Source organism: Prevotella sp. P6B1 (assembly GCF_000702825.1).
GTDB lineage: Bacteria > Bacteroidota > Bacteroidia > Bacteroidales > Bacteroidaceae > Prevotella.
On the sequence record NZ_JNKF01000011.1, the window covers coordinates 390,276 to 412,318 of the forward strand.

The following is a 22,043-nucleotide window of genomic DNA, read 5'->3' on the forward strand; positions in this document are numbered from 1 at the left end:
AAAATATGGACGTGTTTGCTTAATTCTTTGTAACTTTGCCCCAAAATTTTGATATATGAACAGATTTCTCTTAATAATATTCTCACTTGTACTCGTATGCAGTTGTAGTCATAACGACGATCTCGATGTCCCTCCTGTTCAGCAACATACGGTGCTGATCTATATGTCGGGTGAGAACAGTCTCGGTGATGATAGTGATGGGTTCCCATCCTATATGGAGTGCGACCTTGAGGAGCTTGTAGAAGGCTCTAAGAAACTTGCCGATAACCAGCATCTCATCGCTTTTATCGATAGTCCCAATCCGAACGAGTACCCAAGCATTGTTGAGATCGCAGGCGGTACAAGACGTACTATCTATAGCTATAATGAGGATTTCTATGCCTCCGATCCTGCTAAGTTCCGTGAGGTTATTGACTATGTTAGAGCTAAATACCCATCAGACGACTATGGTTTGGTGCTTTGGGGCCACGCTACAGGGTGGCTAATCTCAACCGATTCAGTTGCTTCGACGCGTAGTTATGGTATCGATAGCGGCAATAACACGGCCTCAGACTATGGCAAATGGATGAATGTTACGCAGATGGCCCGTGCGCTTGAAGGACTTCCCAAGTTGCGCTTTATCTTGGCCGACTGCTGCAATTTCCAGTGTATAGAGAGTGCCTATGAGTTGCGTAATACCGCTGACTACCTTATCGGCTCACCTGCCGAAATCCCAGGTTCAGGTGCGCCTTATGATGAACTGGTAACCTGTATGTTCTCGCAGTCGTCAACCTTTTATAAGGATATGGCTGAATGTTATTATAACTACTATCAGAAAGCCTATCAGGAAGATCCGGATTATACAAAGAAATACAATTATCTTATTGGTTATAGTGTGCCGCTGTCGGTTGTCGATCTGAGCAAGATGCAACAGCTGGCAGATGCTACCAAGACAGTGCTTTCCACTTTTATGCCATATAAGCCAGATGAAATTAATCTGGATGGTATTACTTACTATTATTATTCTGGCAAAAAAGTGATGTATGATATGCAAGCCGTCATCAAACGCCATGCAGCGGCCAGCGATTATGCAGCATGGCTCTCTGTTTATAATAAGGCTGTGCCTTATGTCCGCTATTCACAGCACTGGATGACCATTAGCTCGAATATCTATAGAGACTTCGATTCTTTCGAATATGCCGATGATATGTACGGATGTGTTAGCATGTTCATTCCTCGGAACGACTATGCCAGCAGTAATTACCGCTACAACGAGCATATCCGCAATCTGCAGTGGTACTACGCCGTCAACTGGTCTGCCTACGGTTGGTAGTTTTTTATTCTCGGTAGGCTTTTTCGCCGATGGTTTCCTGCGAGCCGATGGTCATCTGACGAAGGTCGTAGTAAGAACCATTATAGATATTGAAATCGACATTGCCCTTAATGCCCGGCAAACGACCAACATCGGTGTGCTGCCAGAACTTCCAGGGACCTTGATACTCGAGCGAGTCGACATAGTAGTGAGCTATCCAATAAGGATAGTCGTCGAATACGGAATCTGAAAGATAGCGCGTCTTGAACTTAAAATAGGTATAAATAATCGGTTTTACCTGATAGTGTTTCTCGACGATGTTCAGCCATTTGAGTACGGATTTCTTAAACTCCTGGTCGGTCTGATTCTTGGGTTTATGCTCTACATCCAAAACAGGAGGCAGATCGCCGTTTTCAAGGTCGACAGTCTTGATGAAATGATATGCCTGCTGCTCGGCAGGTGTATGTACACTGTAGAAGTGGTAGGCGCCACGGGTGAAACCGTTCTCACGTGCCTGATAGAAGTTATCGCGGAAATTGCGATCTGTTTGTGTGGCTCCTTCAGTTGCCTTGATCATTACAAAGCGGATAGGACAATGGTTTATAGTTCCGTTATCTTTGAGCTCATCCCAGTTGATACGTCCCTGATGGTGCGAGATGTCGATACCGTGGATCTCGTAGCCTTCGGGATAGCTGACATCGCCATAGAGAGCACGCCAACGGAAACCGAACGGGCCTACAAAGAAATAATAGAAGAAATAGACGTAGACCGCCACTACGGCTGCACCACCAAGCCAATAAGCCCAACCGGGCATATGGCGCAACAAACGAACCACGACTCCGGGACGTTTTCTACGCCCGGGGCCGTGGTATGTATGAGTGGTGCCGATTCCTTTTCGGCGAACTACACGTCGTTTGACCATCTAATTACTTAGCCTGCTCAAGAGCGAGGGTACGGGTTGGCTGATCGCAAACCTCTGTGGGTCCCCAGTACTGGATTGGGCCAGGATAAACGTATGCGGTCTCACGTGCCCAGCGATCACGCTGTGAAGCAAATGCCTTGAATGGAGCACCGTCGAGCTCAACGAGAGCCTTGCGGATAACTGGCTTCATCTCACCAGCACGCTTCTCCATGTTCATCATCATAGTGATGGGCACACCACCTGCAATCCACTGCTCTGCAGGAGCGGTTGTGTTTTTAACGATAGCCATGTAACCGGTCTTGCCGTTAGCAATGAGCTGAGCAGCTGAAGTACCGAGAGCATAGCAGTAGTCGGCATCGAAGTTAGAAGGAGCTGCGCAACGTCCCTCGTAACCGAAGAAGTGGTGCTGAGCTGAGAACTTACCAGTGTACTTGCCCTCCTTCTTCATTTTCTCGAGCTTCTGGGCTACCATGGTAGAGAGTAGCTTCTCGGTCTCGATGAGTGATACCTGTACGTTTCCGTGTGGGTCGCGGTCGAGAGCCAGCTGACGAGCAACACCTGTAGGCAGGCTGTTGAATACAGCGAGGTTCTCGTCGGTGAGGTGAGCCTTTACGAAGTCGATTGACTCGTGGCGGTCGAGCTCCTTGGCCTCTGGCATAGCCAGAACGTCGTTGAGCTGAGCAATGAGCTTCTTGATAGCTGGAATGAACTCGATAACACCCTCAGGGATGATAACTGTACCGAAGTTGTTACCATCGGCAGCACGCTGGCATACAGCGTTAGCGATGTATGTAACAATATCGTCGAGGCTCATACCCTTCTGCTCAATCTCCTCTGATACGAGGCAGATGTTGGGCTGAGTCTGCAGAGCGCACTCCAGGGCAATGTGAGATGCTGAGCGACCCATTACCTTGATGAAGTGCCAGTACTTACGTGCTGAGTTACAGTCGCGCTCGATGTTACCAATCAGTTCAGAGTATGTCTTACAAGCGGTATCGAAACCGAATGAAGTCTCGATCTGGTCGTTCTTCAGGTCACCGTCGATAGTCTTTGGACAACCGATTACCTGCACACCATAGTTCTTGGCAGCATAGTACTCTGCAAGTACACAGGCGTTGGTATTAGAGTCATCACCACCGATAATTACAATAGCCTTAATGTTGAGCTCGCGGATGATCTCCAAACCCTTCTCGAACTGATCTACCTTCTCAAGCTTGGTACGACCAGAACCGATCATATCGAAACCACCGGTGTTACGATACTCATCGATGATATCGGCTGTGAGCTCCATATAATTGTGGTCAACCAGACCACCAGGACCCAGGATGAAGCCGAACAGACGGTTCTCAGGGTTGAGCTTCTTTATCTGGTCAAACAGACCGGTGATTACATTGTGACCGCCAGGAGCCTGACCGCCTGAAAGGATGATACCAACGTTCATCTTGGTGTTGTTAGCCTCGGTAGCAGGCTCAAACTCTACGATAGGCATACCGTAGGTGTTAGGGAAGAGCTTCTTGATTTCCTCCTGGTCGCCAACACTCTGTGTAGCGGCTCCTTCCTTCACTTTTACTGCACCCTGAAGCGCCTTAGGCAGCTTAGGCTGATAAGCGGCTCTCGCCAACTGTAATGCACTTTTTTCCATAATGTCTAACTATAAATTTTATGAGTAATTGTTTTCTGAGCCGCAAAATTAGGCATTTTTTGTAAGAAATACGAAAGAAAAACGGCTATTTTTACCATTTTAATATTTTTTTGGGGTGAAACGCTTGGTATCTCAGATTTTTTTTCTAACTTTGCTTACTGAATATAACAAAACACCCTTAAAGGAAGGGATATTAATGATTATGATGAATAAGAGATCACTCAAGAAAAGTATTAATGCTATTTGTGATGAGATTTTCGCTGAGGCAGTAGCTGTCTCATTGTATGGGAACAACAGGAATCGCGAGAATGATGAGGCTATGATCCGTTCTATCATAGCGTTGCGCGCAGACTATGTAAGTCGCATCTCTCACCCTGAGCCTGGCATGAAGAAACAAGATTTTTATAAGAACCTGCGCGATAGCTTTGTAGAAAGAGCTACAGAGATCATGGATCAGATTAATGCTTAGTTTTTGCCCATGATTAGAGGTTTTTGTAACTGGCTTCTTTATAAACGTATGGGGTGGAAAAAGGAAATATCCGAAGTCCACCCCGAAAAATTCATTATATGTCTCGCCCCTCATACCAGCAATTGGGACTTTCTTCTTGGACAGCTTTATAGTCGCGCTGAAGGTATGAAGATTAACTTCCTGATGAAAAAGGAATGGTTCTTCTGGCCTTTAGGGCCAATCTTCCGCGGGATGGGCGGTATTCCGGTGTTCAGGCAGAAAAAGATGAGCATGACCGATGCTATGGCAGAGACGGCCAAGAAGATGAATCAGTTTAAACTCTGTATCACACCCGAAGGTACACGTTCGCGCGTAGAGGAATGGAAAAAGGGTTTCTATTTCATTGCCCTCAAAGCTAATATACCTATTTTATTATATGGTGTAGACTATGAACGCCGATTGATACAGTGTACCAAGACTATCATACCGAGCGGTAATCTGGAGGACGATATGAGGGAAATTAAACTGTATTTTAAGGATTTCAAAGGCAAGAAACCTGAGAACTTTACGATTGGAGATATTGATTAATGAGTCATTCTAAGTTTATAATTCTGGCCCTGACTGCCCTGCTGACTGCAACACCGGTCGACGCTGCTCGAAAGGTGAAGGTGAAAACACCGCCAGACCCTTATAAAACACTCAAAGAAAAAATTGACAGATACTTCGTCAGCTTCAAACCCGACGAGCAGCGCATCAGAGCCACCTTCCACCTGAAGACACTGGTGGTTAATGATACAACGCGCACCATTGAAGTGTGCGCAAATAACAATTTGGGTGAACAGCTCTTTACCAGTTCGATGGCAGAGGCTATTTATCAGGGTGTGCACAAGCTTCTGCCAGACTCATGCCAGGATTATCAACTGACTATCAAAACTAACGGATGGGACCTGCGACAACTGGTGCCCAATCGGTTACGCGATATCAAAGACAAGAACCGTACATGGGGGCATACCGACTATCATGGTCGCCCCTGGGTGCGAAACGTCTCACTACCCTACCAGATTACCGAAGGCCTGCAGGATCGACATCTCTCTATTTGGGCCAGTCACGGTCGCTATTTCAATGTAAAAGACAGCGTATGGAAATGGCAGCGACCGCCGCTATTCGGTACGCGTGAAGACCTCTTCACACCAACTATCGTGACACCATATCTCATCCCGATGCTTCAGAATGCAGGAGCTGTAGTGTTTACACCTCGTGAGCGTGATTGGCAGCGCAATGAGTACATCGTTGACAACGATACACCTGAGACCGGCTACAGTGAGACTAATGGTCTGCAGGCCTGGCATAATGCTGACTCGACAGGTTTTGCCTTCCATCCAGGGACTTACGTAGATTCCGAAAATCCCTTCAACGCAGGTACTGCTCGTATGGCGAGCACTGCTGATTCCAAACACAAAAGCCAGATTGTTTGGCAACCTGCTATCACCGAAGCTGGAAACTATGCGGTTTACGTAAGCTATCATACTGTAGAGAAGAGTATCGACGATGCCCATTATACGGTATGGCACCAAGGCGTACCCACCAGATTCTCTGTAAACCAGCAGATGGGACAGAAGACATGGGTTTATTTAGGTACCTTCTACTTCGATCAAGGACAGAGCACTCGTAATTGTGTGACACTCTCGAATGTGAGTCGCCATCATCACGGCGTAGTTACGGCAGATGCTGTACGCTTTGGTGGCGGTATGGGAAACGTTGATCGTGGCAAGGGTATTAGTGGGCTGCCTCGTTGTCTGGAAGGTGCCCGCTATTATGCACAATGGGCAGGAATGCCATATGAGGTGTACAGCACCAAAGAAGGTCAGGACGATTATGGCGACGACATCAACGTGCGTAGCTATATGACCAATCATTTGGCAGGCGGTTCTGTATTTGTGCCCGACACTACGGGACTTAATGTTCCCATCGAACTCTCGCTTGCTATTCACTCCGATGCTGGTTACGCAAAAGATGGTAAAAGCCATATAGGTACACTGACGGTCTGCACCACGACACTTAACGATAGCATCCTGAAGTCTGGAATGACAAGACTTGCCTCGCGCGACCTTGCCGATGAACTGCTTTACAGCATACCTGCTGACATCAACAAGAAATACGGCAACTGGGTGACGCGTGAACTCTACGACCGTAACTACTCGGAAAGCAGATGCCCAATGGTACCTAGCGCCATCCTTGAAACCATGTCACATCAAAACTTTGCCGACATGCGTCTGGGACAGGATCCACACTTCCGTTTCGATTTAGCTCGCAGCATCTATAAGGCGCTTTTACGCTATGTCTGCACCATGCACCATAAGAAATATGTGGTTCAGCCACTCACTCCTAACCGCTTGAGTGCTACGCTCACTGGCAAGGGTACTGCCAAAATCAGTTGGCGTCCAGTGTACGATGAATACGAGGCAACTGCCAAGCCAACGGGGTATGTCGTTTATACAGCCGTTGGTAACAATGGCTTCGACAATGGAACATATGTGAAAGGCGGTAGTGAGACATCGCTTGTGGTACCCGTTGAACCAGAACAAGTATACTCGTTCCGTGTATCAGCCGTTAACGAAGGCGGCGAGAGTTTTCCAAGCGAGGTTGTTTCGGTATTCGATGTGCCTGAGGCACAGAAGACGATTCTCGTGGTCAATGGCTTTGATCGTTTAGCTTCACCGACAGTAGTTGACAACTCCTTCTCACAGGGTTTCGACCTTGAAGAGGATGCAGGTGTGACCTATGGTCGTACGGCTGGCTGGTTGGGATATCAGACGGGTTGGGAAAAATCGAAAATAGGTAGTGAGCGTCGCGACGGATTGGGCTACACCAACGATTCACTGATGGGGCAATTTATTGCAGGCAACGACTTTGACTATATCCGTACACATACGCTTGCTATTGCCACTGCCAGAAAATACCGCGTGGTGAGTTGCTCTTCGCAGGCTATCGATAACGATGACGTGATACCTGAGAAGTTTGAAATGCTTGACGTGATATTGGGCCTGCAGCGACAAGACGGCTACTCAACTGTGCCTTGTCGTATCATGTCGCCCATCCTGCGCGAACATATCTACATGATGACCAAAAAAGGAGGCTCCCTGCTGGTGAGCGGTGCATATCTGGGCACCGACATGCAGGATCCAATCGACAGAAAATATCTCGAGGACATTCTGAAATTGAAATATGGGGGGCGCGATCTGGATAGTCTTCAGCGCGACTCTATCAACGGACTCGGTATCGCCTTTACGTTTTACCGTCATCTCAATGAGCACCACTATGCGGCGCATCATCCTGAGATACTTGAGCCTGTCTATCCGGCATTCTCAGCCATGAAATACGCTGACGACTTCAGTGCCTGTGTGGCTTACGACGGAACAGACTATAAAGCTGTGACCATGGGATTCCCACTTGAGTGTATCAAGGACGAATCCAAACGCAACAGCATCATGAGAGGATTACTACAGTTTTTATTAAAATCACAATAACACCAAAAAACAACCAATTATGAAAATTCAATCTAATTCAACAGGAACCCGTAGCATCGAAGTAAGTGATGCTCATTTGACAACTATCGAGAAATATCAGCTCTTTAGGGACCTGATTGACTCAAACGGCTATGTTGACGAGCAGGTGCTCGATAAACTGAAGCTGAATATTCGCGCGCTGTTGGAAGGCGACGCTGGTAAGGACAAGTCGCTGCTCGACCTCTGCCTGGACGTGATTTATCACCCCAATATGAAGGCTTTTGGACTGCAGCAACTCGTATTGTTATACATTAACTGGAAGAATCAGGATAATTGTGGACTGGGCATGACCATGAGGGCACTGCAGGGAACACCGTTCAACTGATGATTTATTAATTTTGAAATTAGTTTGAGAGAGTACAGATTAACAGATTTTCTACCTACTACAAAGAAGGAGTTAGAGCTCCGAGGATGGGATTATGTAGACATAATCCTATTCTCGGGTGATGCATATATTGACCATCCGTCGTTTGGTGCAGCGGTTATTGGTCGTACGTTGGAGGCTGCAGGATTCCGTGTGGCCATTGTTCCACAACCTGATTGGCATGGCGACTACCGCGATTTCAAGAAATTGGGGCGCCCGCGCCTGTTCTTCGGCATTGCACCAGGATGTATGGACTCGATGGTGAATAAATATACTGCAGCGCGTCGTCTTCGTTCTGAAGATGCCTATAGTCCCGATGGTCGTCATGACATGCGCCCAGAATATCCCACCATAGTCTACACCAAGATACTGAAGGAACTATATCCTGATGTGCCGGTAATTCTGGGTGGCATTGAGGCCTCATTGCGCCGCGTGACTCATTACGATTATTGGAGCGATGAACTCAAAAAGTGTCTGCTATGCTATTCGCCCGCTGATATGATTACCTATGGCATGGGTGAAAAGACCACTATCCAGTTGGCGAAACGATTGGCTAACGGTGAGAAAATCAGTGATATACGCGATTTGCCACAGACGGTATATCTAGCTAACAAGGAACAGATACCTGGTGGTATTACGGATCAAGATATCGTGCTGCATAGTCACGAGGAATGCCTGCGTAATAAGCGAGCTGAAGCAGAGAACTTCCGTCATATTGAAGAGCAGTCGAACATGATGCATGCACAACGACTTATTCAGGGGGTCGACGGTAGATATGTAGTGGTTAATCCACCATTTCCTCCGATGACCACCGAGGAACTCGATGCCTCTTTTGATCTGCCTTATACTCGCCAGCCACATCCTAAGTACAAGGGAAAGCGTATTCCAGCCTACGATATGATCAAGTTCTCTGTGAACATCCATCGAGGTTGTTTCGGTGGTTGCGCCTTCTGTACAATCTCTGCTCATCAGGGTAAGTTTATTACATGTCGTTCTAAGGAGAGTATCCTTCGCGAAGTGAAGCAAGTAATAGAGATGCCCGACTTCAAAGGCAATCTGTCGGATTTGGGTGGACCGTCGGCCAATATGTACGGTATGAGCGGCAAGAATAAGAACGCCTGCGAGAAGTGTCGTCGTCCAAGTTGTATCCATCCGCAAATCTGTCCGAACCTGAATACCGATCACTCGAAACTGCTTGACGTCTATCATGCAGTAGATGCCCTGCCGGGCATCAAGCGGAGTTATATCGGTAGTGGCGTGCGCTACGACCTGTTGTTACATCGCAGCAAGGATGAAGCCTGCAATCAGGCTGCTATACAGTACACACGTGAACTTATCACGCGGCATGTTAGTGGGCGTCTGAAAGTAGCACCTGAGCATACCAGCGACCGTGTATTGTACTTGATGCGCAAACCGTCGTTCTCGCAGTTCTACGAGTTCAAACGTATCTTCGATCGTATCAATCGTGAGGAAGGTCTGCGTCAACAAATCATCCCCTACTTCATATCCAGTCACCCCGGCTGCCAGGAGGAAGATATGGCAGAGTTAGCCGTGATTACCAAGAATCTCGATTTCCATCTGGAACAAGTACAGGACTTTACTCCTACCCCGCTTACTAATGCAACCGAGACTTGGTACACAGGTTACGACCCCTATACGCTCGAGCCTGTGTTCAGTGCCAAAACGCCAAAAGAAAAGTTGGCCCAGCGCCAGTACTTTTTCTGGTACAAGCCCGAGGAGCGTCGCGGCATCGAACAATCCTTGCGTCGTATTGGTCGTCCTGATCTCATTGCAAAGTTGTATAACGGCATGCTACCACAGGGAGGCTATCGTCCAGTGTCAAATGGACAACGTCCATCAGGCGATTACCGAACAGGCAATGGACAGAAGCCTAAATCATATAATCCGAACTTCAAGAATGAAAATCATCGAACAAAGCAGCATAGCGAAAAACCCCGCGAAGAAAAGCGAGGACGGGATCGTCGTCACCGATAACTTTATCGCCGTTATCGACGGAAGTACATCGAAGACTCTGCGTCGCCATTGCCCTTTGATGAGCAACGGACGATATGCCATGCAACTCATTAGTCGTTATATCCGGAAGATGCCAGCTAATACGTCGTGCCAGCAGTTCTGTGCAGGAGCCACCCAGTCATTGAGACGACATTATATGTGGCGTTTCCCTGTAAAGCGAATGCAGGAGCATCCGGAAGAACGACTCTGTGCTTCGGCAGTCATCTTCAGCAGGTTACGTCGTGAAGTCTGGATGGTTGGCGACTGCCAATGTCTGATTGGAGGCGAATACTTTGATAATCCTAAACCCTACGAGCAGCCTTTAGCAGAGATGCGTGCTCGGAAAGTACGTGAGCTGTTAGCTGAAGGCGTACCTCAAAACGATTTGTTGCAGCAGCACGATCCGGCTCGAGAGGTAATGATTCCCACCATGCTTGAAGTGATGAAGAACCAGAATGTGACTTATGCCGTTATTGATGGTTTTCCAATCCCTCAAAATAAGGTTCGCGTGATTTCGCTCGACTTCCGTCCATGGGAGATTGTATTGGCCAGCGATGGCTATCCCAAACTCGCCGCCACGCTTGAAGAATCGGAGGTACTACTTGCTCAGCAACGTGAGAACGACCCGTTGAATATCGGCGACTTTAAGGCAACAAAAGCGTTCGTACAAGGCTATAACTCTTTCGACGATCGCTCATATATCCGATTTCAAGTATAAAAATCAAGTAAAAATTTGGTAAGTTCGAAAAAAATACCTACCTTTGCAGCCGATTTCTCCACAAGGAGGTTTCAAAAGGCTGGTTCCGTAGCTCAGCTGGATAGAGCAACTGCCTTCTAAGCAGTAGGTCTTGGGTTCGAGCCCCAACGGAATCACAAAAATGAAGGTTAGCGTAATGCTAGCCTTTTTTGTTTGCAAACTACTGATTTTTAAGGATTTCAGGGAATCAAAGAAGTTCAAAATTTTACCAATTCTCATTTTTCTTATAATTGTATATTCTCAAAATCAGCGCATTTTTTAACCAAAAGTTGACCTCAGGTTTACCCGAGGTTGACCTCAAAACAAAAATTGCTATGCTGACAATTAAAGCAGAAGTCCAAAAGGACAAGAAAAGAGCAGATGGAACGTATAATGTTAAAGTGCGTTTTATCAAAAACAAAAAGGTGAAGCGAATCTCAACAAACATTTTTGCTTCAAATGGAGACCTTACAGCAGACTTAAAACTGAAAGAAGGATCAACAACAAAGCAGGAAGCAGACCGTCTAGTATTACATTACAGGACGTCATATAATTCCCTGCATATTGATTCTGAAAATTGTGATGTCAACGAGATTGTAAACCGACTCATTAATAAAGATGAAGTTGACAAACCTATTGATTTCATCGCATTCTGTCGAGAATGGATTTGCAACACTCCTATCAAGAGTAAAGACATTTACTCAAATAGCCTAAAATCCTTTATTAAATTTCTTGGCAAAGAAGAGTTGGAGATTAAGGAATTAACTGTTGAACTATTGGAGCAATATCGTGACCATATTAATAATGTACGCGCACATAAAGTAAAGAAACTAGAAGAAGCAGGCAAACGCATACCTTCAAATCGATGCGTCTCGCTCTATCTTACCAATTTGCGTCACCTATATAATGAAGCACAGAGATACTATAACAAACCCGATAAAGGATTAATACGAATACCACATTCACCATTTGAGTATTTTAGGATTCCTAAGGAAGAAGCAACACGAAAGAGAGCTATTTTACCTCAGCAAATAAAAAACATTTGGGATCTACCCTATCAGAATTATCATAAGGGATATAAAGGGACATGCCGTTTTGACCTTGCCAAAGATTGCTTTATCATGTCTTTTTGTCTTATCGGAATTAATTCTGTCGATCTTTATAATGCAACTGAATTAAGAGGCAACAGACTTGTTTACTACCGAACAAAGACCAAAGATCGAAGACTAGATAAAGCTAGGATGGAAGTTGTAGTTCCAGATATAATCCTGCCAATTATTGAGAAGTATCGAGATCCATCAGGAAAACGATTATTCAAATTCTATAAAATATACAGTGACTCCAGAGCATTTAATAAGGCTATCAATTCTGGACTAAAAGAAATCGGGGAAATTTTAAATATCGAAGACTTTGAGTATTATGCAGCCCGTCACTCTTGGGCAACTATTGCCCTCAATAAATGTGGTATCAATAAATACGTAGTACATGAAGCCTTAAACCATATAGACGAATCCATGCGAGTGACCGACATATACATAGAAAGGGACTTCGTGAATGAAAACAAGGCCAATGCAAAGGTAATTAAGTACGTTTTTGGAAAATAACACAAAACTCCCCTGCCAGATGATGAGCAGGGGAGAACTTATCGTTTTTATTTGCTGTCAGCAGCATTTCTTGTAAGGAGATAATCCTTTAAGATTCCGTTTGTATCAAATTCCACCAATTCCTCAAAATCAAAGATAGTAACTCCACAATCCAAGAATCTTTGTGGTATATCGCCCCATGAACCTTTCAGAACTTTTTGCCGATTTTCGGCATTCAAAGTTGCAACATACGTGGCTGCTACAAAAGGTTCTACTTTGCGAATATTGCATTGTTTCTCGAAAGATTTTCTGTCCAATATATCAGCAACGATTTGTGTGAATCTTGATTTGAATTGTCTTTCCGAAAAGCCATTGTTTTTTTCTTCCTGTTTTGCATTGTACCTAACGACGGCTATTCGTACACAATCTCCATATAAACCACATCTCGAAGTGTCTATTTGTTCATTAAATAACCTTTGAGCGTTTGCGAGAATTAAGAAATATGGGTCTTTCTTTCGAGAGCCTTTCTTTCCTTGTTTCTCATTCACCACTTGACTTGTTCCCTCAACAAGTTCATTATTGCTGTTTACAGCTTCTGAAAAAATTAATGCTTTTGGCATAATTTAAATTTTAAAAAAATAAAAATTTGCTTGTGACTTAACACACTGCATTAATCTAAATCTTATTGAACTGCCACCCGAAACCCTCGGCAACAACTCTCATCTGAATCTTGGATGACTTCAAAGGGTGTGAAGTCAGAGCCTCAGCCATGCCTCCCGACAGGCTAACCCTATCGTCTGGCATTAACCTATTTGCAAAATGCATACCAAACTAATATTTTACGTCAAAATGACATGAAAGACATCGTTTTCTCTCTGTAAAACACCACGAAACATTGTTTTGTGCATCATTTTATAAATTATCACCATGTTCTCAATGTTATTATACACAAAAGTGCATACGTCCTGGCATAAAATAATTACCATGTGCATGTCACTGCCAGTATGACAGACCTAAATACATATTATAGCACTTACAATTTCAATATGGAATTACCAGAAACACACAATATCAGATGCTGGCACATGATTCTTTGCCAAACAGTAACACTAAAAATCACCTATAGACACCTTATATATAATTATATAGCCTCAACCATTCACGCCCCCCTCCCTCATGCTCCTGAAATGATTTAAGAAAGACATGTGCGCGAATGAACACTACCTCTTCAGTCCCTCCACCGATGCCTAAAGAAAAAGAATGCTTAATATAAAAATATTAGGCAATCCCCTTTTTTCATTTATTATTCACAATTAAATTTCATTTATTATGGAGAAAATCCTATTTCCAACCGTTGCAAACGGTAAAAGATTCGATTTCTCAGATGCTGAGATTATCGAGCCGGTGGATGAGATGCGAGTAAACAACGTCAAGTTAACAAAGCATTTCATTGAAGCTAACACAGTTGAGGTAACTTTAGACCAACTAAAGAACGACTGCATTACACCCGTATTTGCAAAGGACAATGAACTTACACTGAGTCACCCGCTTTTTATTGAAACAGTAGGAGAAGCCACAAAAGACTTCTTTAGAGGTGAACAGGTGGAAAGTCCTATTATCCGCTGTTCACACATTATTAAGGGACGTATTCCTTCTGTTATTCACAAGCCTGCAAACCAATTGCTTGAAAGCGACAAAACACAGTACTTTGAGCGTTGCGCATTCTCTATTGATGTTCCTACAATATATCAGGACATCAACGGCAACAGGCTTTACCTCTCTATCGTTGGCGTAAGAGCATACAACAGACAAAATCTATTCTCTAAGAAAGTGCCTGACATTTTCCAACTTGCAATAGGATTTAAGAATACCGTATGCTGCAATTTATGCATTTTCACAGATGGCTACAAAGCAGAACTAAGAGCAAGCAACACAAATGAACTATATAAGCAGATTCTTGACCTTTACCACGGCTTCAATCCTGCAAAACAAATTCATTTGATGCAACAACTCTGCAATTCCTATCTATCTGAACATCAATTCTGTCAAATAATAGGCAAAGCTAGACTTTGGCAGCTTCTACCATTAAGACTGCAAAGAAACATTCCTCAATTGCTTATAACTGATACCCAACTCAACAACGTTGCGAAATCCTATATTAATGATGAAGATTTCGGCAGTTATGGCAATGACATTGATCTTTGGAAATTCTACAACCTTCTTAATGGCTCAACTAAGTCATCATACATTGATTCTTTCTTGGATAGAACAGTTAATGCAACAGAAATTGCACTTGGAATCAATGCTGCACTGATTGGTACTGATGACAAATATAAATGGTTCATAGAATAATAACTCATCGGGGAACATTCCAAATTAAAACGGAGTGTTCCCCTTAAATTACTAGAAAAATGGAAAAGTATGTAAAGCTATACCCTTCTGACAGCCTAATACATCAAATTCATGCAGCATTGGCAGCCGCTTGTTATTTATCAAATAAGAAGAAGGGAATAAAACGTGAAGCATGGTATAGAATCAGATTATTAAACGTCTTCACAAGACGGTGCTACATCGACATTAATGCAATTGATGTTATAGAAGACCAAACAATTGACAAAGGATGCTATAAGGGATTAAGATTTATTCGATATGAAGTTAAGCAAAATCCGTGGAAAATAGAGTTCTTGGAATATAGACATGGTGAAGGATTCTTTGCTATAGGCGACAAATTAGACCTATTACGTGAAGCACCATTCATTTGGCCTCCATAGATGGGGATAGATTCGTACTCTATCCTTTTTTATGTATGTAGGCAAGGTAAAATAATAAAATTGATGCACAAAAATGTGTTTTTTGAGGAAAAGCCCTTGTCATATGAAAAAAAATCTCTATCTTTGCCAATGAGTTTCAAGTGTTTCTGTGTGCAGAGCATGTTATAAAGGACTCAACTTAGTAAAAAAGAGCGATTGATGCTTATCCCAGTACCGGAATCTGGACAATTTCGACCAATGGGGAAAGTAGCAATAGGCTCACGCATTGATTATTGTACCCTTATGGGCATAATATATCAGGTCGTGGGCACTGTTGTTTATTATCCATTGGTAGGTAGTCCAGAACCTCGGTCTGATAGTATTCAATAGTCCCACGTTTCTTTAAAATAATCCGCTATACATCTTGGGAACTGATAGCCTAAAACATTATCACATGAAGAAATTGTTCTTATTAGTGACGGCTACAATGCTAAGCATATCTACTTATGCTCAGTACACTTATGACATTACAATTAAGAAAGAGCCTGATTATACTCAGTATGGCGTAGGTTATACCCCTACCACATCTCCCAATACAAATAGTTCCGTTCCTGATCTTTACGAGATTAACCGTCAAAACAGGGAAATGATGCAAAGTATTGAAAACAAATGGGCGGCAGAAGAAAGAGCCATTCAAGAAGCCAACAAAATAGTTTCACAAGAAGTTCAGCTATTCCAAGGCATCAAACTTGGCACTAACCAATCGACACTAATTAGAGCGAATGTAATAACAAGAAAAAATGGACGAATTGATATAACATGCATGGGTATTAAGAATGGCCAAAATTGGAGACCTTGCAGCAAGCCTATTATGTCTCTTCAAAACATGTATAACAATGCTAAGAGCGAATCTGAAAAGAGTATGATTTTGGACTTAATGGATTTAGGCAATTTCCTTCTTGATACAGGAAATGAAATGTATGTTATTAAATAAGTGAAAATATGATTAGCAGTGTAATAAAGAAATGTCTATTGGGGATATTTTTATTAATTCCTAATGTAGCATTTTCCCAATATATTGGAGTCAGCTATTACTATGATGGCGTTTGGAACGGTTGGGATGGAACTCAATGGAATGAGTATGATTTGTATGGATCTAGGCATGGATTCCGCGTATATAAACATGGGGAACGTTCTGCTGACTTTTTCTTTCGTTTTTGGATTACTGATTATACAGTTCCAGAGAAGAAAGATATAAAAACTCATTATAAGACTAATACGAAATGGATTTATGACGGATATGTGGAGTATTATGTATGTGATGTGTACCCTACATTCGAGGATTGTTTAAGAGAGCTTGGCAGACCCTTATATAAAGAAGATACACAGTGGTCTTCCTATCAAGAAAAATTAGCATTAGTTAAAGCTAAAAATATACGGAAAAACGGCTATTTCAATCCTATTGGATATAAAAAGGTTACAAAGCCTGCAACTATATGGATTATGCCTTATAAAAAATACCCAAGGATATACAATATATTCTTTGATGGTGTAGGTTATGCAATAGATTTGGGTATTGCTGACGAGTATTATGGAAAATATAATCCAAACTAAAGAACAACTAAGTTGTTAAAACATGAACGAGTTCACACCTAAGTTGTACGGAGTAAAGCGAATTAATAACTTTTTCGCTGTAGAAGCTACAAGTCCGTTTGGCGACATGTCAAAATATAATTTTGTCCTTAAAGATTGCCTATCTGCTAGCCAAAATGGTAATGATGGATATAGAGCGGACGTTATGGCTGAAGTTTGTGGTGATGTTTACCTTAATGGATGGAAATTAGATTTCCTTAGTTTTCCTGGCAATTGGTATGGACAATGGTCTTACTATAATATCATAGACAAGTTTGGTTGTGCATATAGAAATAAAGAAAGTGCAACAAAACAGATGTGGTATAACAGGCAACCAGAAGTTATGATAAGGGAAACACTTTTGGAACTATTGAAGTTCACAGAACAAAACCATTCCACCAAATTCAGGAATATTATTGATGGTTTTTATGTTCCTACTTATGAAGTGACAACAGATAAGTATTTTGAACTATCTGATACGATTTCACAATATATCAAAGACTATCAAGACGTTGTTGATTTACTTAAAGAAGAAAATGCTTCTTCAGATATGTTTGAACGTTTAAAAGAAGGATTTGATACACAGATTAAGAAGTGCTTCCCGTTTAGAATAAAAACAGAGAAATAAAGTCTTTCTTCGTCAGTGTTGACAAAGTACTGCATATATATAGAAAAGAAATAACTTTTAAATTGGGTTTTATGTTTAGCGATATGTATTCTATGTGCTGTAATTGCTCTAATTGCTATAAACAATATGGTCAGTATTGGTGCCGTTTCTGGGGAGGTGTAACGGATGCGGACAGTAGTTGTCAGTATCATAATAGAGACAAATCAGAAGTAGAGGAAGAGGAAAAAGTTAGGATTTGGAAAGATCCTGCCCTTGAAGAATGGGGACTATAGAGGAACAGACATGACCTATAACAAGGGGCAGGAACGATGTGTACGGTATCACATGGTATGCTCCTTCTGAGGTTAATCCAGATTGTATCTATGATTAGAATTAAATAGGGAGAAATACGATTATGAGAAAAGATAATTTTCATACAAGAGATTTGTTTATCGAAACTTTGGTTAAGTTGGGAGGCGAATATCTAATAAGGAGTGAGGTTAGCACTGAGTATGACATAAAATTCAAATACTCAGAATGCAATTTCATGGCTAACGTAACAAACGATAGCAATGACGTTGTTATATGGTACCCCAACTGGTATAGCATAGATTTGGGTGATGACGAAACTTGCGAATATGTGAAGAATCTTGTTAATGACCTAAATTATGTTTGTAAGTCTAAGTTCTTCTATACAACACATAAAGATGACAATCTGCTACGACTCCATAGTAGTATATCATTCCAACTGCTACCAAACATCCCAAATATAGAGGAATATGTATCAGGGAAACTAAACCAAATTATCTCTGACCAACAATGGCTCATTCAGAAGATGGAAAGCCTGATAGAACAGGTGTTGTTATCGGTTGAGCACGATTATGAAGATGCGAGTTGAAAACAAATGAAGATTATCTTTCTCGACTTTGATGGTGTGTTGGATACGGAATATTACGACCACATACTCAGTGAAGCAGGTAAGCCTATAGCTGATGAATATGGCTTGCTTTTTGATCCAGAGTGTGTAAAGAATCTCAAATATATCATTGATAATACAGGCGCTGATATTGTCATTTCATCAACATGGAAGGACGATATGAGTTATAAGGAAATCCTAGACATATGGAAATACAGAGGGCTGCCTGGTTTTGTGACAGATGTAACACCAACTACAGCACAACACAATCGTGGTGATGAGATTGACGCATGGCTTAAAGAATGTCCTACAGAGTGTAATTATATAATCATCGATGATTTAGAAGCCTATAACTTTAATGAGCACCAAATCCCGAGATTTCTGATAGTTAATCCGCTCTTTGGACTTGACGAATATACAGCTGAAAGAGCAATAAGAATACTTAATGGCTTATAGGCGGCACGTTAAACGAGAAAATGGACTTTAGGACATTCTTATACATGTTCTCAGAGAAAGTGCAGTTTTCCTTTGAATCGTCAAAATAAACACATAAATTCGTATCAGAAGTTTTGAGATAAGTACAGTATATAAGAGGTGAATCAACATATACTTTCTAAGTCCGAGAAAGGGCAAGGGAAGACAAGTAAAGGATGCAGATTGATGTGTCCTTTCTTTTTGGATTCAAATGTAACCATATTCAGCAAATTATACTCTTTATCATAAGAATCTAAATGTCAGTTACATAACCTCGATTCTGTAATTCCAAGATTATCAGTATTTGCCGAGATAAGACACGTTTCACCTCTTATTTATTGGATATGAAAAGAGGAATTATAATTAATTCAGCAGATGGGTACTTACACATGAATGACTTACCCCATAACTGCATTTTTAACAAGGTTGTAACGGGATGCGGAGGCACAACCGTTACATTACAGAATGACGAAGATTACATTATTGCAGTTCCTACAACGGAACTCATCATTAACAAGATTGGCAGACCCGACGCTGGCATTGGAACAGTGAAATTCCATGATGGAACAAGCAGACAAGTCTTTGGATTACATGGAAGATATAGCATTGGCATTGAAAGAGATTTGATGGAATATGTTGCCAATAGCGACCCGAAGAAGATAATATGCACATACGACAAGTTACCAAAACTATGCGAACTTATAAATCCAAAACGATACAGATTGTTGGTTGACGAGTATCACAGACTATTGAAGGATTATTCGTACCGTGAACGCGCTATAGATGGAGTATTGGATTATTTCAGGCGCTTCAGATCATTCTGTTTTATGTCAGCTACACCGATACAACCGTTGTTCAAGCCTTCATGCCTTGAAGATGTTGAATATGTTGAAGCAGAATGGCAGGACAAAGAGAAGATGAGGGTGAAGTTATTACAGACCAACAAACCTTATACAATGGCGGCGAATATCATAAACAAGTATCTTCTAAATGGATATGTCACTGTAGATGGCATTAAAAGCCACGAAGCCTATTTCTTTATAAATAGTGTGACTGACATTGTGGCTATTTTAGAGCACTGCCACCTTAGTAATGATGACGTGCGTATTATATGCGCAAACAATGAAGAAAATGAGAAGAAACTCAAAGGCTACAAGATAAGCAGCAGTTTGTCCGATAGCAAACGATTCAACTTCATTACGTCAAAGTCTTTTGAGGGCGCAGACTATTATAGCGATACGGGATTATGTTTTGTGGTCAGCAGTGCTTCAAATAAACACACGTTGGCAAGTATTGACACAGATATTCCACAAATCGCTGGTCGCATACGCACAAAATCCAATCCATTCCGAAATAAGTTGATTCATATTTTCAACACCAATCACAGGAAACTGAATCTTGATGTGTCATTTGAAGAAATGAAAGAGATTACAGAGCAATCGCTATCAAAAGCCAGAGATACAATAGATTATTTCAACGATGCGCCAGCCAATGTAAAAGACCATTTGAGGGATAACATTAGACACGACCTCAACAGCCTATATATGAGTTACGACAAGGCGAACGACCGATTTGAACTGAATGACCGATTACCCAAATTAGAACTCTACAATTATATGGTCAATATGGAAATATACAAAAACGGACTCAGCGTTGCAAAAGGCTATGAAGGAAATGGCATAGAAACAACCAAATATAATTATCAAAAAGTCACAGAGAATCTGGAATTTTCAGCTAAGAAGCCATCGTTCAAAGAGTTGTTTCTTAAATATGTAGACTTAATGGAAAACCACCCCTATTCACCATCCATTATGACAATGGAAAAGAACGAGCCACTATTACGGGAAGCATACATAAAACTTGGAGCAGACAAAGTGAAGTCATTACGATACACAAAGAAAGCCATTCAGGACGCTTTAATCAGCATAGGAAGCACAGAGGATGCAGAACAAAAAGTAGCCCAAATCATAGTAAAAAATATTCCTACAGGCGATCCCATAAAAGTAGCAAAAGCCAATCAGATAATAGCAGACGCATATACTAAAGCTGGCGTTAGACACACTGCCAAAGCCAAAGATTTGCATAAATGGTTTGAGTGTTCAGACCCTAAAAGTAAGCGTGTTGGTGGCAGGGTCGTTAAATGCGTAGATATTTACAGAGCAAAGTACATTTTCAAAGATGAAGCATAATAACCTCTTATATACGATAACATGAACGATTTATAGGTACTTGTAAACGAATCAAATAGCCTTTTTGAAATCCTATCTAAGCAAGGAAAGAAAGGCACAAATGAAAACATAGAATTATTAAAAGAAGAACTTGAACAACATGGCATAGATTATTCATACATTCCAACAAAGACATTATTTAAGAAACTACCTTTGGAAGAAATACTTATAGAAGACAGTAACTACGATTCTTCCAAATTAAAGAAAAGGCTTATTGAAGCAGGTCTAAAAGAGGATCGTTGCGAAGAGTGTGGTATCGGTAATGAATGGAATGGCAAACCACTAACATTACAAGTCCATCATATAAACGGGAATCACAGAGATAACAGGATTGAAAACCTACAAATTCTATGTCCGAATTGTCATAGCCAGACGGATAACTATGGAAGTAAAAATATAAAGAAACATAATCACTGTGCTGATTGTGGAAAAGAGATTGCTTTGGGTTCTACATGGTGTCCTAAATGTGCAGCAAAGCATCATCGAGTTTACAAAGTCGATATTGACAAGAGACCTACCAAGAAAGAACTTTTAGAACTAATAAAAACAAAGCCCTTTACAGAAATTGGTAGAATGTATGGTGTTACAGATAATACTATTAGGAAATGGTGCAAGAATATGGGATTACCATCTACTAAGAAAGAGTTGCTAATCATATATTCAGAACAGCCATAAATTATGGATTATTACAAAACGGGAGAAAGGTAATTCTTTTCTTCCGTTTTTTGTTTTTTAACGTGGAGCATACTTAAATAGTCGAATAAAATGTTTAATTTTACAACCGAAAAGCAAGAGTAATTGACTAATAGTTTACCTATAGTTGACCTTTAGCTTATAAGAGAGTTCTATAACATGCTGATAATGAGACTAC

At 41.8% G+C, this 22,043-nt stretch carries 21 protein-coding genes and 1 tRNA gene; 18 read left to right on the forward strand and 4 right to left on the reverse strand.

Annotated elements, in window-relative coordinates:
* Positions 1-55: 55 nt before the first annotated feature.
* Positions 56-1,312, forward strand: coding sequence for a clostripain-related cysteine peptidase (locus T495_RS0105760; RefSeq protein ID WP_033147925.1), 1,257 nt, complete (start codon positions 56-58; stop codon positions 1,310-1,312).
* A 4-nt stretch (positions 1,313-1,316) separates the two neighbouring features.
* Here the strand turns inward: T495_RS0105760 and T495_RS0105765 are convergent, their stop codons facing one another.
* Complete coding sequence (locus T495_RS0105765; RefSeq protein ID WP_028903736.1) at positions 1,317-2,213, reverse strand: glycoside hydrolase family 25 protein; 897 nt, start codon at positions 2,211-2,213, stop codon at positions 1,317-1,319.
* Between the two features lie 4 nt (positions 2,214-2,217).
* On the reverse strand, positions 2,218-3,855 hold the full coding sequence (locus tag T495_RS0105770; protein WP_028903737.1) for a diphosphate--fructose-6-phosphate 1-phosphotransferase: 1,638 nt from the start codon (positions 3,853-3,855) through the stop codon (positions 2,218-2,220).
* 202 nt (positions 3,856-4,057) lie between these two features.
* On the opposite strand from T495_RS0105770, the gene T495_RS0105775 reads away from it, so the two are divergent.
* The 8 genes from T495_RS0105775 to T495_RS0105810 all read left to right on the forward strand — a co-directional run bounded on the left by T495_RS0105775 (position 4,058) and on the right by T495_RS0105810 (position 12,586).
* Complete coding sequence (locus tag T495_RS0105775; RefSeq protein WP_028903738.1) at positions 4,058-4,324, forward strand: hypothetical protein; 267 nt, start codon at positions 4,058-4,060, stop codon at positions 4,322-4,324.
* A gap of 9 nt (positions 4,325-4,333) precedes the next feature.
* Entirely contained in the window at positions 4,334-4,891 is a 558-nt protein-coding gene (locus T495_RS0105780) for a 1-acyl-sn-glycerol-3-phosphate acyltransferase (protein WP_033147926.1), read from the forward strand.
* On the forward strand, positions 4,891-7,830 hold the full coding sequence (locus tag T495_RS0105785) for a xanthan lyase (protein WP_033147927.1): 2,940 nt from the start codon (positions 4,891-4,893) through the stop codon (positions 7,828-7,830). The genes T495_RS0105780 and T495_RS0105785 overlap by 1 nt, the downstream gene beginning before the upstream one ends.
* 19 nt (positions 7,831-7,849) lie before the next feature.
* Positions 7,850-8,194 (forward strand): hypothetical protein, encoded by a 345-nt coding sequence (locus T495_RS0105790; protein ID WP_033147928.1) that lies wholly within the window; start codon positions 7,850-7,852, stop codon positions 8,192-8,194.
* Between the two features lie 24 nt (positions 8,195-8,218).
* Positions 8,219-10,228, forward strand: coding sequence for a YgiQ family radical SAM protein (locus T495_RS0105795; protein ID WP_033147929.1), 2,010 nt, complete (start codon positions 8,219-8,221; stop codon positions 10,226-10,228).
* Complete coding sequence (locus tag T495_RS0105800; protein WP_033147930.1) at positions 10,152-10,964, forward strand: hypothetical protein; 813 nt, start codon at positions 10,152-10,154, stop codon at positions 10,962-10,964. The genes T495_RS0105795 and T495_RS0105800 overlap by 77 nt, the downstream gene beginning before the upstream one ends.
* Positions 10,965-11,045: 81 nt before the next feature.
* Positions 11,046-11,119: transfer RNA gene (locus T495_RS0105805), tRNA-Arg, on the forward strand.
* A 198-nt stretch (positions 11,120-11,317) separates the two neighbouring features.
* Complete coding sequence (locus T495_RS0105810; RefSeq protein WP_033148090.1) at positions 11,318-12,586, forward strand: phage integrase SAM-like domain-containing protein; 1,269 nt, start codon at positions 11,318-11,320, stop codon at positions 12,584-12,586.
* 47 nt (positions 12,587-12,633) lie between these two features.
* Here T495_RS0105810 and T495_RS0105815 read toward each other — a convergent pair whose 3' ends face one another.
* Together T495_RS0105815 and T495_RS16275 are read right to left on the reverse strand one after the other, a co-directional pair.
* Positions 12,634-13,185, reverse strand: a complete 552-nt coding sequence (locus T495_RS0105815; protein WP_033147931.1) for a hypothetical protein — start codon at positions 13,183-13,185, stop codon at positions 12,634-12,636.
* Positions 13,186-13,240: 55 nt separating this feature from the next.
* A complete protein-coding gene (locus tag T495_RS16275) occupies positions 13,241-13,369 on the reverse strand; it encodes a hypothetical protein (protein ID WP_255347591.1) in 129 nt (42 codons plus the stop codon).
* A gap of 609 nt (positions 13,370-13,978) precedes the next feature.
* Here T495_RS16275 and T495_RS0105820 point away from each other — a divergent pair.
* The 9 genes from T495_RS0105820 (at position 13,979) to T495_RS0105860 (ending at position 21,847) form a co-directional block, all read left to right on the forward strand.
* A complete protein-coding gene (locus T495_RS0105820; protein ID WP_231495062.1) occupies positions 13,979-14,917 on the forward strand; it encodes a DUF3871 family protein in 939 nt (312 codons plus the stop codon).
* 59 nt (positions 14,918-14,976) lie between these two features.
* Entirely contained in the window at positions 14,977-15,336 is a 360-nt protein-coding gene (locus T495_RS0105825) for a hypothetical protein (RefSeq protein WP_033147933.1), read from the forward strand.
* Positions 15,337-15,769: 433 nt separating this feature from the next.
* Complete coding sequence (locus tag T495_RS0105830; protein WP_033147934.1) at positions 15,770-16,309, forward strand: hypothetical protein; 540 nt, start codon at positions 15,770-15,772, stop codon at positions 16,307-16,309.
* 8 nt (positions 16,310-16,317) lie between these two features.
* Positions 16,318-16,929 carry a hypothetical protein gene (locus T495_RS0105835; RefSeq protein ID WP_033147935.1) on the forward strand — a complete coding sequence of 204 codons (612 nt, stop codon included), beginning with the start codon at positions 16,318-16,320 and terminating at the stop codon, positions 16,927-16,929.
* A 22-nt stretch (positions 16,930-16,951) separates the two neighbouring features.
* Positions 16,952-17,575 carry a hypothetical protein gene (locus T495_RS0105840; RefSeq protein ID WP_033147936.1) on the forward strand — a complete coding sequence of 208 codons (624 nt, stop codon included), beginning with the start codon at positions 16,952-16,954 and terminating at the stop codon, positions 17,573-17,575.
* Between the two features lie 394 nt (positions 17,576-17,969).
* Entirely contained in the window at positions 17,970-18,452 is a 483-nt protein-coding gene (locus T495_RS0105845; protein ID WP_033147937.1) for a hypothetical protein, read from the forward strand.
* 6 nt (positions 18,453-18,458) lie between these two features.
* A complete protein-coding gene (locus T495_RS15105; protein ID WP_051651871.1) occupies positions 18,459-18,926 on the forward strand; it encodes an HAD domain-containing protein in 468 nt (155 codons plus the stop codon).
* A gap of 362 nt (positions 18,927-19,288) precedes the next feature.
* The gene (locus T495_RS0105855; protein WP_033148092.1) at positions 19,289-21,133 is read left to right on the forward strand and encodes a DEAD/DEAH box helicase family protein; all 1,845 of its coding nucleotides are present in this window, start codon (positions 19,289-19,291) and stop codon (positions 21,131-21,133) included.
* A gap of 192 nt (positions 21,134-21,325) precedes the next feature.
* Positions 21,326-21,847, forward strand: a complete 522-nt coding sequence (locus T495_RS0105860) for an HNH endonuclease (RefSeq protein ID WP_051651872.1) — start codon at positions 21,326-21,328, stop codon at positions 21,845-21,847.
* Positions 21,848-22,043 lie beyond the last annotated feature (196 nt).